Annotated in this window: 15 protein-coding genes and 1 pseudogene; 9 read left to right on the top strand and 7 right to left on the bottom strand. The window is 71.0% G+C overall.

Features of this window, described 5'->3' with window-relative positions:
- Positions 1–74: 74 nt before the first annotated feature.
- Both IPJ61_RS17530 and IPJ61_RS17535 read left to right on the top strand, forming a co-directional pair.
- Positions 75–1,148, top strand: a complete 1,074-nt coding sequence (locus IPJ61_RS17530) for a sensor histidine kinase (protein ID WP_297110657.1) — start codon at positions 75–77, stop codon at positions 1,146–1,148.
- The gene (locus IPJ61_RS17535) at positions 1,145–1,792 is read left to right on the top strand and encodes a response regulator transcription factor (RefSeq protein WP_297110659.1); all 648 of its coding nucleotides are present in this window, start codon (positions 1,145–1,147) and stop codon (positions 1,790–1,792) included. Before IPJ61_RS17530 ends, IPJ61_RS17535 begins: the two co-directional genes overlap by 4 nt.
- On the opposite strand, the gene IPJ61_RS17540 is transcribed toward IPJ61_RS17535, so the two are convergent.
- From IPJ61_RS17540 to IPJ61_RS17555, 4 genes are read right to left on the bottom strand one after another with little or no spacing between them, the layout of a single operon-like run.
- The gene (locus IPJ61_RS17540) at positions 1,793–2,473 is read right to left on the bottom strand and encodes an ABC transporter ATP-binding protein (RefSeq protein ID WP_297110662.1); all 681 of its coding nucleotides are present in this window, start codon (positions 2,471–2,473) and stop codon (positions 1,793–1,795) included.
- Positions 2,470–3,387: an ABC transporter ATP-binding protein gene (locus IPJ61_RS17545; RefSeq protein ID WP_297110665.1), complete on the bottom strand. Its 918-nt coding sequence runs from the start codon at positions 3,385–3,387 to the stop codon at positions 2,470–2,472. The genes IPJ61_RS17540 and IPJ61_RS17545 overlap by 4 nt, the downstream gene beginning before the upstream one ends.
- The gene (locus tag IPJ61_RS17550) at positions 3,384–6,014 is read right to left on the bottom strand and encodes an FtsX-like permease family protein (protein ID WP_297110669.1); all 2,631 of its coding nucleotides are present in this window, start codon (positions 6,012–6,014) and stop codon (positions 3,384–3,386) included. Before IPJ61_RS17550 ends, IPJ61_RS17545 begins: the two co-directional genes overlap by 4 nt.
- A complete protein-coding gene (locus tag IPJ61_RS17555) occupies positions 6,011–7,651 on the bottom strand; it encodes an FtsX-like permease family protein (protein ID WP_297110672.1) in 1,641 nt (546 codons plus the stop codon). The genes IPJ61_RS17550 and IPJ61_RS17555 overlap by 4 nt, the downstream gene beginning before the upstream one ends.
- Positions 7,652–7,865: 214 nt before the next feature.
- Between IPJ61_RS17555 and IPJ61_RS17560 the strand changes: the two genes are divergently transcribed.
- Entirely contained in the window at positions 7,866–8,294 is a 429-nt protein-coding gene (locus IPJ61_RS17560; RefSeq protein WP_297110675.1) for a hypothetical protein, read from the top strand.
- 36 nt (positions 8,295–8,330) lie between these two features.
- Here the strand turns inward: IPJ61_RS17560 and IPJ61_RS22350 are convergent.
- A pseudogene (locus IPJ61_RS22350) lies at positions 8,331–8,486 on the bottom strand (hypothetical protein); the annotation flags it as partial.
- On the opposite strand from IPJ61_RS22350, the gene IPJ61_RS17565 reads away from it, so the two are divergent.
- From IPJ61_RS17565 to purM, 6 genes are all read left to right on the top strand, one after another.
- Complete coding sequence (locus tag IPJ61_RS17565) at positions 8,421–8,729, top strand: hypothetical protein (protein WP_297110677.1); 309 nt, start codon at positions 8,421–8,423, stop codon at positions 8,727–8,729. The pseudogene IPJ61_RS22350 and the gene IPJ61_RS17565 sit on opposite strands and share 66 nt — an antisense overlap.
- A 489-nt stretch (positions 8,730–9,218) precedes the next feature.
- Positions 9,219–9,686 (top strand): DeoR/GlpR family DNA-binding transcription regulator, encoded by a 468-nt coding sequence (locus IPJ61_RS17570; RefSeq protein WP_297110680.1) that lies wholly within the window; start codon positions 9,219–9,221, stop codon positions 9,684–9,686.
- 65 nt (positions 9,687–9,751) lie between these two features.
- Positions 9,752–9,955, top strand: coding sequence for a hypothetical protein (locus IPJ61_RS17575; RefSeq protein WP_297110683.1), 204 nt, complete (start codon positions 9,752–9,754; stop codon positions 9,953–9,955).
- Complete coding sequence (locus tag IPJ61_RS17580; RefSeq protein ID WP_297110686.1) at positions 9,952–10,215, top strand: PTS transporter subunit IIC; 264 nt, start codon at positions 9,952–9,954, stop codon at positions 10,213–10,215. Before IPJ61_RS17575 ends, IPJ61_RS17580 begins: the two co-directional genes overlap by 4 nt.
- A gap of 85 nt (positions 10,216–10,300) precedes the next feature.
- Complete coding sequence (gene purF, locus IPJ61_RS17585) at positions 10,301–11,731, top strand: amidophosphoribosyltransferase (protein WP_297110689.1); 1,431 nt, start codon at positions 10,301–10,303, stop codon at positions 11,729–11,731.
- Positions 11,728–12,771, top strand: coding sequence for a phosphoribosylformylglycinamidine cyclo-ligase (gene purM / locus IPJ61_RS17590; protein WP_297110692.1), 1,044 nt, complete (start codon positions 11,728–11,730; stop codon positions 12,769–12,771). Before purF ends, purM begins: the two co-directional genes overlap by 4 nt.
- 53 nt (positions 12,772–12,824) lie before the next feature.
- Here the strand turns inward: purM and IPJ61_RS17595 are convergent, their stop codons facing one another.
- Together IPJ61_RS17595 and IPJ61_RS17600 are read right to left on the bottom strand one after the other, a co-directional pair.
- Positions 12,825–13,229 (bottom strand): type II toxin-antitoxin system VapC family toxin, encoded by a 405-nt coding sequence (locus tag IPJ61_RS17595; protein WP_297110695.1) that lies wholly within the window; start codon positions 13,227–13,229, stop codon positions 12,825–12,827.
- A complete protein-coding gene (locus IPJ61_RS17600; protein WP_297110698.1) occupies positions 13,226–13,456 on the bottom strand; it encodes a FitA-like ribbon-helix-helix domain-containing protein in 231 nt (76 codons plus the stop codon). Before IPJ61_RS17600 ends, IPJ61_RS17595 begins: the two co-directional genes overlap by 4 nt.
- Positions 13,457–13,479 lie beyond the last annotated feature (23 nt).

Genomic DNA, 13,479 nt, shown 5'->3' on the forward strand with positions numbered 1-13,479 from the left:
ACCTAAGTAGTTCTTGGAGTCTCCAATAGGCGACGCCCGGTCAACTTTAGTACTGTCCAGATGTGCGAATCAGAATGGTTCCCGTTTTGGGGTGGGTTGAGTGCACGGTCGGGTTCCTCTTCCTGGCGGTGTCGGTGCTCGGGTTCACGCAGGCCCGAGAGGAGTTTCACGCGCTCCTCTGGGATGCCTTCACGTTCCTGCTCCTCCTGCTCACCCTGCGCTATCCCAGGATCGGCATGGCGGCGCTCATCGTTGCCGGCTTTGCCGGCTTGATGGTCGATCCCGAGGGAATCGGGATGGCGCACTACATCGCGGCCTGTGGTGTGGTGCTCGCGGTGAGGCTCGGGAGGTTCCCGCTGGCGGTCGTGGGAACAGCGACGCTCGGTATCCCGCTCTTCATCACCATGTATCGCCGATCGGGCGACAGACCGGTCACGCTCTTCTTCGCGACGTTGCTCCTCTACCTGATCGTCTGGGTGCTCGGGCTCGGCTCCCGGAGCGTCGGAAAGGCCGAGGCAGCGCGCGTCGAGGCGCGGCACCGGCAACGCCAGCTCGCCGTGGCTACCGATCTGCATGACTTCGTAGCCCGCAATCTCTCCGCTTTGGTGCTCGCGGCCGAGTCGCTCCCGCAGGACGACCCCGTCATCGCCTCGCTGGCGGAGCGGGCGCGGCTCGCGAACTCCTCCCTGCGCTCCATCACCAGCATGCTCAGGGAGGACGGGAACCCCGACGCGCAGATCACCTCGATCGGCGCCGAGGAGGCGCTCGAAAAGGGGATCGAGGCCATCTCCCTGCAGGGCGGACACGCCCAGGTCGCCAAGGGGACGAAGGCGGCGCTCACGGGCCTCCCCGGCGTCGTCGACAGGGCGTGCGGACGCATCCTTTCCGAGGCGCTGTGCAACGTCGCCAGGCACGCAGCGCTTGAGGAACCGGTCGTCATCGTCGCTGAGCGCACAGAGGACCGACTCGATCTGCTGGTAACCAACGGGATTGGCCAGCCGCGCGCGGCGAGCCCGGACTCCATGGGGCTGATGACCGTACGGCAGCATGCCGAGGTCCTCGGTGGCCGTGCCGAATCGTCATCACAGGGGAACGTATGGGTGTGTACCGCAAGCCTGCCACTGAGCAACGAAGGGGTCCTGCGATGATCCGCGTCGGCCTCTGCGACGACGACGCCCTCTCGCTGCAGGGCGTCGCCAGCATCCTCAGCCGCGACCCGGACCTCGTCGTGGTCCACCTCGCCCAGAATAGGGAATCCGCGCTCTCGTTCCCTCACCCCGTCGACGTGTGGCTGCTCGACGTCGCCATGCCAGGCCTCAGCGCCGCCGAGACGTGCCGCCGCCTGCGCGCCAACGAGGGCTCGCCGCGGGTGCTGATGCTGACGGCCTTCCCCAGCGGGAACGTGACCGAGTCCCTGAAGGCGGGCGCGAGCGGCTACCTCTACAAGGACGTGCGCCCCGCCCACCTGCTCCATGCGGTCAAGACCGCGGCGCAGGGGCTCTCGGTGAGCAGCCCGGAGGCCATCGCCTCGCTGCTGGACGAGCCGCTGATCGGGCAGCTGGGGCCCGACGTGTACGGGAAGATCGTGCAGGACGAGGACGACGAACGCCTGGTCGGCATCGTCCTTGAGGGGCACTCGGTCGACGTCATGGCCGGCCGCCTCGGCCTGTCCGAGTCCGGGCTGAAGAAGCGTCTCGGCCGCCTCATGCAAAGAGCAGAGGTCACCACCCGTCCCTTGCTGATGGCTCGCCTGTACGCGGCGAAGGCCGCCCGCGCGGAGGAGAGGAAGTAACTAGGGCGTGAGCGCCCCGTCGAGCAGGCTGACGACGCGGTCGGCGCGCTGGATGAGCACCGGGTCGTGCGTCGAGACGACCGAGGCGAGTCCGCGCTCGTGGGTGAGTTCGACGATGAGATCCATGATCGTGGCGGCGGTCTCGGAGTCCAGCTGACCTGTGGGCTCATCCGCGATGAGGATGTCAGGCTTTGCGACGAGGGCGCGGGCGACGCCGACACGCTGCTGCTGGCCACCCGAGAGTTCGTTCGGGCGCTGGCGCGCGTGCCGGGCGAGGCCGACCCGCTCCAAGATCTCTGCGACGCGGGTGGCACGCTCCGCGGGGGCCACGTCGGCCAGTCGCAGCGGCACCTCGACGTTCTCCGCCGCGGAAAGCACGGGGATCAGCCCGAACGTCTGGAACACGTAGCCGATCCGTTGGCGCCGCGCCGCGAGCACTTCGTCGTCGGCCAGCGCGCTCAGCACGCGCCCGTCGTCGAGGGTGACCGTTCCGGACGTCGGGCGGTCGAGCCCGCCGAGGAGGTTCAGGAGGGTGGTCTTGCCGGAGCCCGACGGCCCGGTCACCACGGTCAGCTCGCCCGCGTACACCTCGATGCCGACCCCGGCGAGTGCCGGCGTCGCGGTGTCGCCTCGGCCGAAGACGCGGCGCAGGTCGCGCCCGGTCAGCGTCGCGCTTCTCATGCCTCGTCCTCCCTGGGGGTTCCCGGCCACACGCCCACATGGTCGTGCTTTCGGTCCAGCCGGACGCGTTCGCGGAGGTCAAGGGCTTCAACGTGCGCCTTCGGCAGCTGGATGCGGCCGTTCCTGTCGATCACGGTGTACTCCTCGGCAACCTCGGTGAGCCCGCCCGCGCCGTCGGGGACCATGCGACGCAGTACCTCGGTGGAGGTCCGGCCGTCGCGGATCTGCACCGTGCGGGCGACGTGCTCGCTCACCATCGGGTCATGCGTGACGATCAGCACTGTCGTGCCCAGCTGCTCGGCGGAGTCGCGCATCGCATCGAGCACCTCGGCGGAATGGGTCTCGTCCAGTTCGCCGGTGGGCTCGTCGGCGAGCAGCACCGACGGCGCGTTCGCCAGCGCCGTCGCGATGGCCACGCGCTGCTGCTGGCCGCCCGAGAGCTGTGCGGGTCGACGGTCCGCGCAGTCGGCCACGCCGAGCAGGTCGAGCAACTCGCCCGCCCTTCCCTCCCGCGCCCGGCGCGCGATCACCATCGGAAGCGTCACGTTCTCGGCAGCGGTCAGGAACGGCAGCAGATTGCGCGACGTCTGCTGGAAGACGAAGCCGACGGCGTGGCGACGGAAGTCGATCCTCTGGCGGGCGCTCATCGTTGTCAGGTCCTCGCCCGCGACCCGTGCCCGCCCGCCCGTTGGCTTGTCGAGCCCGGACAGGATGTTCAGCAGGGTCGACTTGCCCGAACCGGATGCTCCGACGAGGGCCACCACCTCGCCGGGCTCGACGGTGAGGCTCAGTCCTTGCAGGGCCTGCACCTCCACGCCGTCGGTGTTGTGGATGCGCACCAGGTCCTCGCACCAGATGTCCGGACCGCCGTGCGCCCGGTCCGCCAGGTTAAGGGCGTGCCTCGGTTGACTCATCTGTCCTCCCCGATCCGGAGTTGGTGTGCGACGTCTGCCCGCCCCGCGAGGGCGGCGCTGAGAGCGATGGAGACACCGGCCGCGGCCAGCAACCCGCCGACGACGCCGCCGACGACAAGTGGGTCGACGGCGAGCGTGGGAGCGGTCGCGCCGCCTGTGAGGGCGACGAAGTGGGAGGCTCGCACCAGCAGCGCGGCGATGCCCACCCCGAGGGCCAGCCCGAAGACCAGGGCAACAGCGACAACTGGCCCCAGTTCCCAGGCGGCGAGCGCGCGGAACCGACGACGTGGCATGCCAAGAGTGCTGAGCACCGCCGCGAGCGCACGCCGCGACGCCGCGCCCAGGAGCTGCGCCGCGGAGACGGCCAACACCAGCAGGACGGCTGTGGTCGCGGCGAGCAGGGCGAAGATCCGGGTCAGGCCGGAGACGGTGGGGGAGGCGCGCAGGTCGCGAAGCTCGTCGGCGGCAGACGTGATCCGCGCCGTCCTCAGCACCTCCCGGATCTGCGCGGTGACGGCCGTGGTATCGGTCTCGGGTGCCAGGGCCACCAGAGCGAGCGTCGACGGCGCGGCATCGGCCTGAGGCCATCGGGCGGCGTCGACCACCACCCAGCCCAGCCCGGGCAGGACCCCGGGAAGGACGTCGAGGTGGGCCACGCGGCGCACCTGGCCGAGTGAGGAGAGCGTGCCGGTGGCGGCGTCGGGCACCTCCCCTCCGAACACGGCGGGGACCGGGTCGCCGTCGCCGAAGAGCGCGGCAGGTACCGGCGGCGTGTCGAACCCGACGGCGTAGGCGTCGAGCAGGTCGCGGTCGGCGAGCCACACGCGCACATGCGCCTCGCCGACGGGGGTGGTCAACCGGACGGTGGCCCCGCCCACGCGGATGCGCGCGACGGCGGTCACGCCATCGATCTCGCGGATCCGGTCCGCGTCCTCCTTCGTGATTCGGGGACCGCCCACCTGCAGGCTGGATCCCGTGCGCTCCCACACCGCGCGTTCGGTGGCATGTGAGAGTGTGCCGAGGAGGACGGCACTGGTGAGGGTCAGCGCGCTGCCCAGCACGATGGCGAGGACGGGGATCGGCCCACTGGCGGGTTCGCGGAGCGCGCGGGCGGAGCCCAGGAAGCCCGTGAGCCCCCGGCGGGGGCGCAACATCCTGTGGAGCCAGCGCAGGGGGAGGGGATAGGCGCGCAGCACGACCAGGCAGCCGGCGAGGGCGAGGAGGAACGGGGCGGTCGCGCCCAGGATGTCGAGGCCTTCGCCCGCGGTGGCGCCGCTGAGCAGCCGCCACACGGCGGCGACACCCGCCAGCAACACGAGGGCCTCGCCGACGACACGGGCCTTGCCGCCGCGGGACGAGAGGTCGCCGCGCCCGGTCGGCGGGGTGACCTGCCAGGCAAGCGCGGCGGCCGGCGCCGTCGCGATGAGGCCGGCGATCAGCCACGCCGTCGGTCCGGGAGGCCCGCCCGGCGTGAGGGCCGCTGCGATCGCCGTGCCCAGCGCCGCCGCGGGAAGCCCGGCCAGCAGCCCCTCGGCGATGGCGAGACCGCGCTGCTGGCGGGGTGACATGCCCCGCGCCGAGGTGAGGGCCAGGATGGCGCGGCGGCGGTCGGCCACGAGCCGCGCGGCCAGCACAACGAGAGCGGATGCCACGCCCAGCGGGCCGGCGGCGCTCACCGCCACCAGGGCGCGCGTCCCACGCTGCTGCGCCGAGACCTCGGCCAACGCTCCGCCGAGCTCCGAGGCGAGTCGCGCCTCCTCGGTCCACGGGCGCTCATCGGTGGGCTCGTGCATGATCCACGGATTGACCAACATGCCGGTGAGCTGAGCCGCGAGCGTGGCGACGTCGACCCCGACGACCTGGGCGGCGTCGAGCCGGAACCAGCCGGTGATCGTGAAGGGGGCGCCCAGCCTCAGCGGGGAGGAACCGACGAGGGCCGGGTCGACGAAGACGGCGGTCAAGAACTCGATCCCTCGGTCCGGGTCGGTCTTCTCCAGGTAACTCCGCCCGAACTCGATGTGCTCCCACCGCACGTCCGTCGAGTCTTTCGGGCGGAAGATGCCGACGAGGCGGTAGCCGTCGGAGAGGAGGTCGCCAACCGCCCATCCCATGCGCTCTGCCGCGACCGAAGTGACCGTGACCTCGCTGACCTCTTGCGTGCCGGCGGCCTGGGGCCACCTGCCGGTGACGAGTTCCGCGTGGTCGGCGAGATCGGGGTCGGCCACGATGTCGAGCGTGACCTGGTAGTACCCGGACTCGGCAGGCGGGACGAAGGAGTCCGTTGCCGGGTAGCGAGCGATGAACTGCGCGGGTTGCAGCAGGGAACGCAACGGCTCGGGCTGTGCCTCCCGGAGGGCCGCCATGCGCTCCCGGTATTCGGGCCACGGATCGTATGCGGCGTCAGGAGAGGACCCCATCCCCATGGGAGGCCCCCACGTGCCGGTGACGTCGCCCTGGATCGCGGAGAGCGAGGCGAGTCGTTGGGCAAGCTGTCGATCATCGAGGTCGTCGATCAGGCGGGGCACGGCCGCGGCCAGGGCCGCGGCGATGACGAGCGTCACGGCCAGCAGCAGCGTCGGCCACGGCCGCGCGGCGAGCTGCCGGCGCAGGAGGGTCACGAGGGTCATCGCACCTCCGCCCGGTACTCGGAGTCCAGCGCCTGCCTGCGGACGGAGGACGCCAGCCCGGCGAGGACGAATCCGACCGCGACCGCTCCCGCGGCCAGGATCCCCGCGAGGGGCAGCAGCTCCGGACGGAGCGCCGCGTCGAGTTCGACGGAGCCGGCCGACCAGGCGAGCGGCCCGACTACGAGCGCGCTGATCGCCCATCCCGCAAGCATCCCGACGGCGGCCGCGATGCCGAGCACCCCGCCGGTCTCCCAGGCGCGGCTGCGCGCCTGGGACACCGGTGTCATGCCGAGGGCGCGCAGCACGGCAACCTCGGGGCGTCGCGTGGTGAGCTGTGCGCTCACCGCGGCGGCGAGGCCGGTGACAGCGAGCGCCAGCGCGCTGCCGGCGACCAGCCACAGCGAGTCCGCCGCAGCCGTCGTCGGCCCGCCGACCGCAGCAGGCGAGGCGACGGCGACGTCCTCGACTCCCGGGACGGCCCGGACCGCGTCGGCAACCGCGGCCGGGGCGCCGTCCGCGGCGGCCCACACCTCCGTCGGGCGGGTGAGGATCGGGGAGGGCGACGACAGCGTCTCGGCGAGGGCGCCGGAGTCGAAGAGGAGCGCGCGGTCGCCGGTAACGGAGGGCACCCAGTCGACGACGGCGCTCACCACGGCGGGGATGCGCCGGCCGAAGGCGTTCACCTCGATTCTGTCGCCCGTGCGCAGGTCGGCCTCGGCCGCCGCGCGCCGGGTGAGTGCGACGGGTGCAGGGGACGGAGTCGGCGCCTGCGCGGCCTTCATCACCTCAAGAGGGTCGTAGTCCTTCGTCGGGTCGAAGGCGACGGTGGGGCCGATTCGGATCTCGTCTTCGGGGGACGTCGTAGTCAGGAGCCACGGCGACGACGTGGTGTCGAGGAAAGCGCTCGGCGTCGGAGGGCGGTTCGTGTGCCAACTGGTGAACGTCATGTCGTCCGTCTCTTCGACATGGGCACCAGCTTCCGGCACGACATCGGCCAGCTGCGTGCGGTACGGACCCGCCAACTCCTCGCTGACGGCCGCGTCGCCGACCCATCCCTTCGTCCCCTCGCCGAGGAGGCTCTCGCCCTGCGCAGCGATGTCGACGGCGACCTCGGTCGTGTACTCGACCCAGGTAGAACCCTCGATGCGCACGGTCACGGCATCGATGAAGAGGGCCCGACCTGCGGGTAGCGCGACCTTCGTCGTCTTCTCGCCGTGGGCACCCTCGAACCGGGGCCTGGCCCGGCCGACGGCGTTGGGAGGCAGCTCGAGCGTGGGACCCTCCAGCACGGCACCCTGGCCGGTCTCGGCGTCGCGCACGCTCAGCGTGACGGAGAACCGCAGCGGGAACTCGTACTGCTCCAACTCGAAGCCCGGGTCGTCGCTGGTCTCCACCTTCTTCTCCAGCAACAGCTGCTGCCAGGGGTCGAGAGATGCCCCGCCGCCCAGCGTGACCTCCAGCTCGGTCGCCTCGGCGGGGATCGGGAGCGAGCGCGGGCCTGCAGCAGGGGCGGGACGGGTGAGGGCAGGGACGACCTGACCCCCAGGGAGCAGCGCGATCTCGCCCAGCGCGGCCGTGGGAGCGGCGACGGCGGGCAGCAGCAGGTCGCCGATCTTCGCGGCCTCGGCCCGCCACACCGGGGGCGGTGGCGGTCACGCCGTCGACCTCGCCGACCGGGGGCAAAGAGAGTGGCGACGCGTAATCGGCCTCGACCGAGGAGGCCGTGACGCGGAGGCGGGCGCCGTCGGAGAGCGTGCGCAGGTCGCGCTGCATCGCGGCGCTCGTGCCGGCGAACAGCGACGCGAACGTGGCGATGGCGGTGGCGAGAACGGTGAGGACGACAGGCACGGCGTGCAATCGGAGGCCGCGGGCGAGATGGGCGCCGGCGAGCCACAGCGCGGCGGAGCGACCCCGGTCGGTGACGAGCTCCAGCAACCGCGTCAGCGGCGCGAGCGCCACGAGAGCTGTCACCGCGAACGCGGCGATCAGCAGCGCGGGCGCGAGGGCCGAGACGACGTCGGTGGTGACCGCGCCGTCGTCCTCGACGGTGAGGAACCGCCCCGCCCGACGCAGCTGCCAGGTGGCCAGCCCCGCGAGGAGCACCGCCAGGACGAGGCCCGCGGCTCCGGCGACCGCGCGGACCCGCGAGGAGCCCGTGGACTCGGCGCGCGCGGCCTGGACGGCGGACCTGGTGGAGACGGAGCCCAGACAGAGCGCGGCGAGGCCCGCCCCGACGGCGCCGCCGGCCAGCACGGGCGCGCCGTTCCCGGTCGTCCCTGAGACAGCCCAGACCACCAGGGCCGCCCCGCCGGTTCCCAGCGCCGCGCCCACGAGTGCGACGGCGAGCGACTCCGCCAGGCCCGCGGCGGCGACCTGACGCAGGCTCGCGCCGCGCGCGAAAAGGAGATGTACCTCGCGTTCGCGCGCGGTGGCGAGGAGGCTCGCCACCTGAGCGAGGCCGACGATCGCCACGAGGAGCAGGACCGAGAGCGGCACGAGCCGGAAGGCCTCGCCGACGGCGAAGTCCTGGCTCGCGCGATGCGCGGTGCCCGCGAGGTCGCCGGCAACCGTGATTCCGCGGCCGGTGACGTCCGCGGGGCCGACCAGCCGTCGAGCACGCTCGGCAGCGCCGGCAAGTGTGTCGAGGTGCTCGGGCTGGAGGCGGTCGGCATCGGGCCGCACCGTCCAACGGACGAACGACTCGGCCTCGGCTGACGCCTCGCTCGCAGGGATCGGAACGCCCTTTGTGGAGAGGTAGCTCGTCTCGATGCTGACGGGGGAGGGGGAGAAGCCGTCGGTCAGCAGCTTCCGTGCGAGCGCGTCCTGTCCGGCCGGGTCCGGGCCTAGCCGCGTCTGGACGTCGATGCCGACGTCGCCGACTGACGTGTCGGCCAGCGCGACGGCGGCTGCTCGCGTCGCGAGGGCGCGGGAATGCCCCAGCGTGCCGGCGATGATCCCGGTGGAGACGATCACGAGGGCCAGGAGAAGCCCGAGCAACGACCGGGCGCTCGCCGCGCGCCGGAGGCTGAATCCCGGCCACGTCGTCATGGGTTCCGATCCTAGCCATCCGTCGCCCGGGCCGCCGCGCGAGGCGGGCCACGCGAGTGCAGGTTGCGAACCACACAAGAATTCCAAGAAATATGCAGAGAAGAGGTTGGGGCCCGCCGCGTCGAGCACGAGAGCGCGTACGAGCGGCGTCGGGCAGTGAACAACGAGGCGAAGGCCGTCATCGCCCGCGCGGCGGTGGAACTCATCGCCGACGGTGCCACCGTTTACCTCGACTACACCACCAGCTACGCCATCGCCGCCGAGATCGTCCGGCAGCAGAAGCGGGCCACCGTCATCACCCCGACGCTGCCCATCGCGAACATCCTCCCCGAGAGCACCGAGGTCGACACCGTCGTGCTCGGCGGCATCATGCGCCGCAACGAGTGCTCACTGTTCGGCCCGCTGGCTGAGCGTGCGCTCGAGGGCGCCACCTCGAGCAAGGCCATGGATCACTGCACCACCGTCGTCCTCGTGGCCGACGCCGACAAGCTCGACACCATCGCCGTCAACAGGATCAGCGAGCTCGAGTCCATCGACGTCGTCATCACCGACGGCACACCCTCCCCTGAGCTGTCCGTCGCCATCGACGGCGCGGACATCACCCTCACGACCACGAAGGAGTAACTGCATGGTTATAACAGCTCGGCTGATGTTCCCCCAGATCACGGCGGCCGACCGGGACGAAGTGCTTGCCCTCCTCGGCGGACTTCGTCACCGGCAACACACTCGCCGTCGCCACCCTCACCTCGCCCATCGCCGACAGCCAGAGCCACGTCCCGCAGCTGTCAGCCATGATCACGGCCCTGCAGGACTCCTCGTTCGTCGAGGCCGCCCGAGAAGCGGCCGATCCCGAGACCCTTGCCCAGATCCTCGCTGCACGATTCGGCGAGTGACCGCCGTCAACATCATCATGCTGCTGGTGCGCGCCACCCGCGTCGTCAACGTCGACATCTGGAATATCTGGCACATGGCCTTCACCGGGGCCATCGTCCAGGTCGCCACCGGCAGCTTCTGGTGGGCCTCATCGGCGAGCCGCTCATCGTCGGCACCGTGCTCGGCGTCGCCAGTTGTCGACACCCGCAAGTGGACCGGGCCTGCGGCCAAGGCCCTTGCCGACGAGGTCGCGCGCCTGCTGCGGCTGTACCAGGTCTAGCCACCTCGTTGCCTACCCCGACGGCGGGCCTCCATCCCGGGCTTCCGGGGCGGAGGCCCGCCGTTTCGTGCATTAGGCTGGCCGGGTGCTCCAAAGCTTTGAGGGTCCGAAGGAAGAATGCGGCGTCTTCGGGGTGTGGGCGCCCGAGGAGGACGTCGCACAGCTGACGTTCTATGGACTCTTCGCGTTGCAGCACCGCGGCCAGGAGTCCGCGGGCATCGCCGTCAGCAACCTTCACCGGATCATGGTCTACAAGGACATGGGCCTTGTCAGCCAGGTGTTCGACGAGGCAACGCTCAAGTCCCTCCCGGGCCGGCTGGCCATCGGTCACACCCGCTACTCGACCACCGGCGCCAGCGTGTGGAACAACGCGCAGCCCACGTTCCGCGCCACGCACCACGGCGGCCTCGCGCTCGCGCACAACGGCAATCTGACCAACACGCGCGAACTCGAGGCCTGGCTGGCCGAGCTCGCGCCGTCGGAGCGGGTGCCGGAGAAGCGCACCATGGACTCCACCAACGACACGTCGCTGGTGACGGCGCTGATGTCGAGCTTCGGCGACCTTCCCCTCGAGGAGGTCGCAATGCAGGTACTGCCGCGGCTGCGCGGTGCGTTCTGCCTCACCTTCATGACCGAGAAGACGCTGTACGCGGCGCGCGACCCGCAGGGCATCCGTCCCCTGGTGCTGGGCCGGCTGGCGAACGGCTGGGTCATCGCCTCCGAGACCGCCGCGCTGGACATCGTCGGGGCCTCTTTCGTGCGCGAGGTCGAGCCGGGTGAGTTCATCGCCGTCGACGAGGCGGGGCTCCGCACGCAGCGCTTCGCCGAGGCCAAGCCCAAGGGCTGCATCTTCGAGTACGTCTATCTGGCAAGGCCGGACACCACGATCGCCGGCCACGGCGTGCACTCGGTGCGCGTGCGGATCGGCAGGAAGCTCGCCGAGGAATACCCTGTCGACGCGGACCTCGTGATCCCTGTGCCCGAGTCCGGCACGCCGTCGGCCATCGGTTACGCGCAGGGCTCCGGCATCCCCTACGGCCAGGGCCTCGTCAAGAACTCGTACGTAGGCCGCACGTTCATCCAGCCCACGCAGACCATCCGCCAGCTGGGCATCCGGCTGAAGCTGAACCCGCTCCGCGAGGTCATCGAGGGCAAGCGGCTCGTCGTCGTCGACGACTCCATCGTCCGCGGCAACACGCAGCGAGCGCTGGTGCGGATGCTGCGCGAAGCAGGCGCCAAGGAGGTGCACGTGCGCATCTCCTCACCGCCGGTCCAGTGGCCGTGCTTCTACGGCATCGACTTCGCCACGCGCGCCGAGCTGATCGCGCCCGGGCTGACGGTCGACGAGATCTGTCGCTCGCTGGGCGCCGACTCGCTCGGCTACATCTCGCTCGACGGTCTCACCGAGGCCACGGAGGTGCCGGCCGACGAGCTGTGCCGCGCCTGCTTCGACGGCCGCTACCCCGTCGCCATCCCGCCCGAGCAGGCCAAGCTGCTGAACCTGGAGGAACTGTGAACCAGAGCGCCTACGCCGCCGCCGGCGTCGACATCGAGGCCGGAGATCGCGCCGTCGAGCTGATGAAGGCGTCCGTGGCCCGGACCCGTCGGCCAGAGGTGCTGGGCGGCCTCGGTGGCTTCGCGGGGTTCTTCGACGCCTCCGCGCTGAAGGGCTACGCGCATCCGGTGCTGGCGACGTCGACCGACGGCGTGGGCACGAAGGTCGCCATCGCGCAGGCCCTCGACAAGCACGACACCATCGGCTTCGACCTGATCGGCATGCTCGTCGACGACCTCGTCGTCTGCGGCGCCGAGCCGCTGTTCGTGACCGACTACATCGCCACTGGGCGGGTCGTGCCGGAGCGGATCGCGGCGATCGTCTCCGGCATCGCGGACGCGTGCGTCGCGGCGGGCTGCTCGCTCGTCGGCGGTGAGACCGCGGAGCATCCCGGGCTGTTGGAGCCGCACGAGTACGACATCGCGGGGGCGACGACGGGCGTCGTCGAGCGCGAAAAGATCCTCGGCGCGCACCGCGTCGAGGTCGGCGACGCGGTGATCGCGATGAAGTCGTCGGGCCTGCACTCGAACGGCTACTCGCTGGTGCGCCACGTGCTGCTGAACCAGGCGGGTTGGGCGCTCGACCGGCACGTCGACGAGCTGGGCCGCACGCTCGGCGAGGAGTTGCTCGAGCCGACGAAGGTCTACGCTCTCGACGTCCTGGACCTGATCGCCAAGGCCGACGTCCACGCCATGAGCCACATCACCGGCGGCGGCCTTGCCAACAACCTGGCCCGCGTCATCCCCGACGGCATGACTGCCGTTCTGCAGCGTTCGTCCTGGACTCCTCCCGCGATCTTCCAGTTGGTCCAGCAGGTGGGTGGGCTGTCCCAGGCAGATGTCGACGCCACGCTCAACATGGGCGTCGGCATGGTTGCGATCCTTCCTCAGGACCAGGTTGCCGCGGCGTTGGCGGCGCTGCAGGCCCGCGGCGTTTGGAGCTGGACCCTCGGCGAGATCATCGCCTCCGACGGCCCCGGCGCCGCCCGCCTCGTTCCTTGAGTCGCGCCACCATCGTTCCCTGAGCCGGGCCCCGCGCGGAGCGCCGGGCGGGGTCACGCGACGAGGGTAACGCCACACCGCGCGATGCCGTCGAGCGCCCGGGCCAACCTGGCGTCGGAGGTGATCAGCTGCGCGTCAAGGGCTTCGGCGAGTGCGACGTGGTTTGCGTCGTAGGCTGTCACGTCGCCGCGCAGTTCCCAGATCCGCTCGAAGAACACCGTGGCGGGCCACCGGCGGGCGGGGAAATCCCGTAGGTCCGTGAGGGCGTAGGAGGCGCGCGTCTCAGTGAGGATGCCGCCGAGGACGAGTCCACGCAGCACGGACATGACCTCCATGTCCAGCAGGTGCGGCACGTGCACGTCTCCGCCTGTCGCGCGCACCAGCGGCGCGGCCCGCTCGCCGAGGGGGCTCAGTACGAGCAGCTCCGTGACGATCGATGCGTCGAGGACGACGCTCATCGCATCGATTCGCGCTCAGCACGGAGGATTTCGGTGACTCTGTCGCCGAGGTCGACCTGTCCCCGCAGCCGTACCCGCTCAAGGAGCTCGTCGATCGTGGGCTGCCGCGTCTCTCGCGTGAGGATGTCCAGCACATACTCCGAAAGGCTGCGTCCGGACTCGGCAGCGCGCGCTTTGAGCGTGCGATGCACATCGCTGGGGACGTCCCTCACCTGAACAGTAGACATGCACTTCATGCTACTCGCATGCA

Source organism: Tessaracoccus sp., assembly GCF_016714275.1.
GTDB lineage: Bacteria > Actinomycetota > Actinomycetes > Propionibacteriales > Propionibacteriaceae > Arachnia.

Excerpts from the sequence above, each read along its gene's own strand:
- IPJ61_RS17550 (WP_297110669.1), bottom strand. The coding sequence starts at position 6,014 with ATGACCCTCGTGACCCTCCTGCGCCGGCAGCTCGCCGCGCGGCCGTGG.
- IPJ61_RS17530 (WP_297110657.1), top strand. The coding sequence starts at position 75 with ATGGTTCCCGTTTTGGGGTGGGTTGAGTGCACGGTCGGGTTCCTCTTC.
- IPJ61_RS17565 (WP_297110677.1), top strand. The coding sequence starts at position 8,421 with ATGTACCTCGCGTTCGCGCGCGGTGGCGAGGAGGCTCGCCACCTGAGC.
- IPJ61_RS17545 (WP_297110665.1), bottom strand. The coding sequence starts at position 3,387 with ATGAGTCAACCGAGGCACGCCCTTAACCTGGCGGACCGGGCGCACGGC.
- IPJ61_RS17540 (WP_297110662.1), bottom strand. The coding sequence starts at position 2,473 with ATGAGAAGCGCGACGCTGACCGGGCGCGACCTGCGCCGCGTCTTCGGC.
- IPJ61_RS17535 (WP_297110659.1), top strand. The coding sequence starts at position 1,145 with ATGATCCGCGTCGGCCTCTGCGACGACGACGCCCTCTCGCTGCAGGGC.
- IPJ61_RS17595 (WP_297110695.1), bottom strand. The coding sequence starts at position 13,229 with ATGAGCGTCGTCCTCGACGCATCGATCGTCACGGAGCTGCTCGTACTG.
- IPJ61_RS17600 (WP_297110698.1), bottom strand. The coding sequence starts at position 13,456 with ATGTCTACTGTTCAGGTGAGGGACGTCCCCAGCGATGTGCATCGCACG.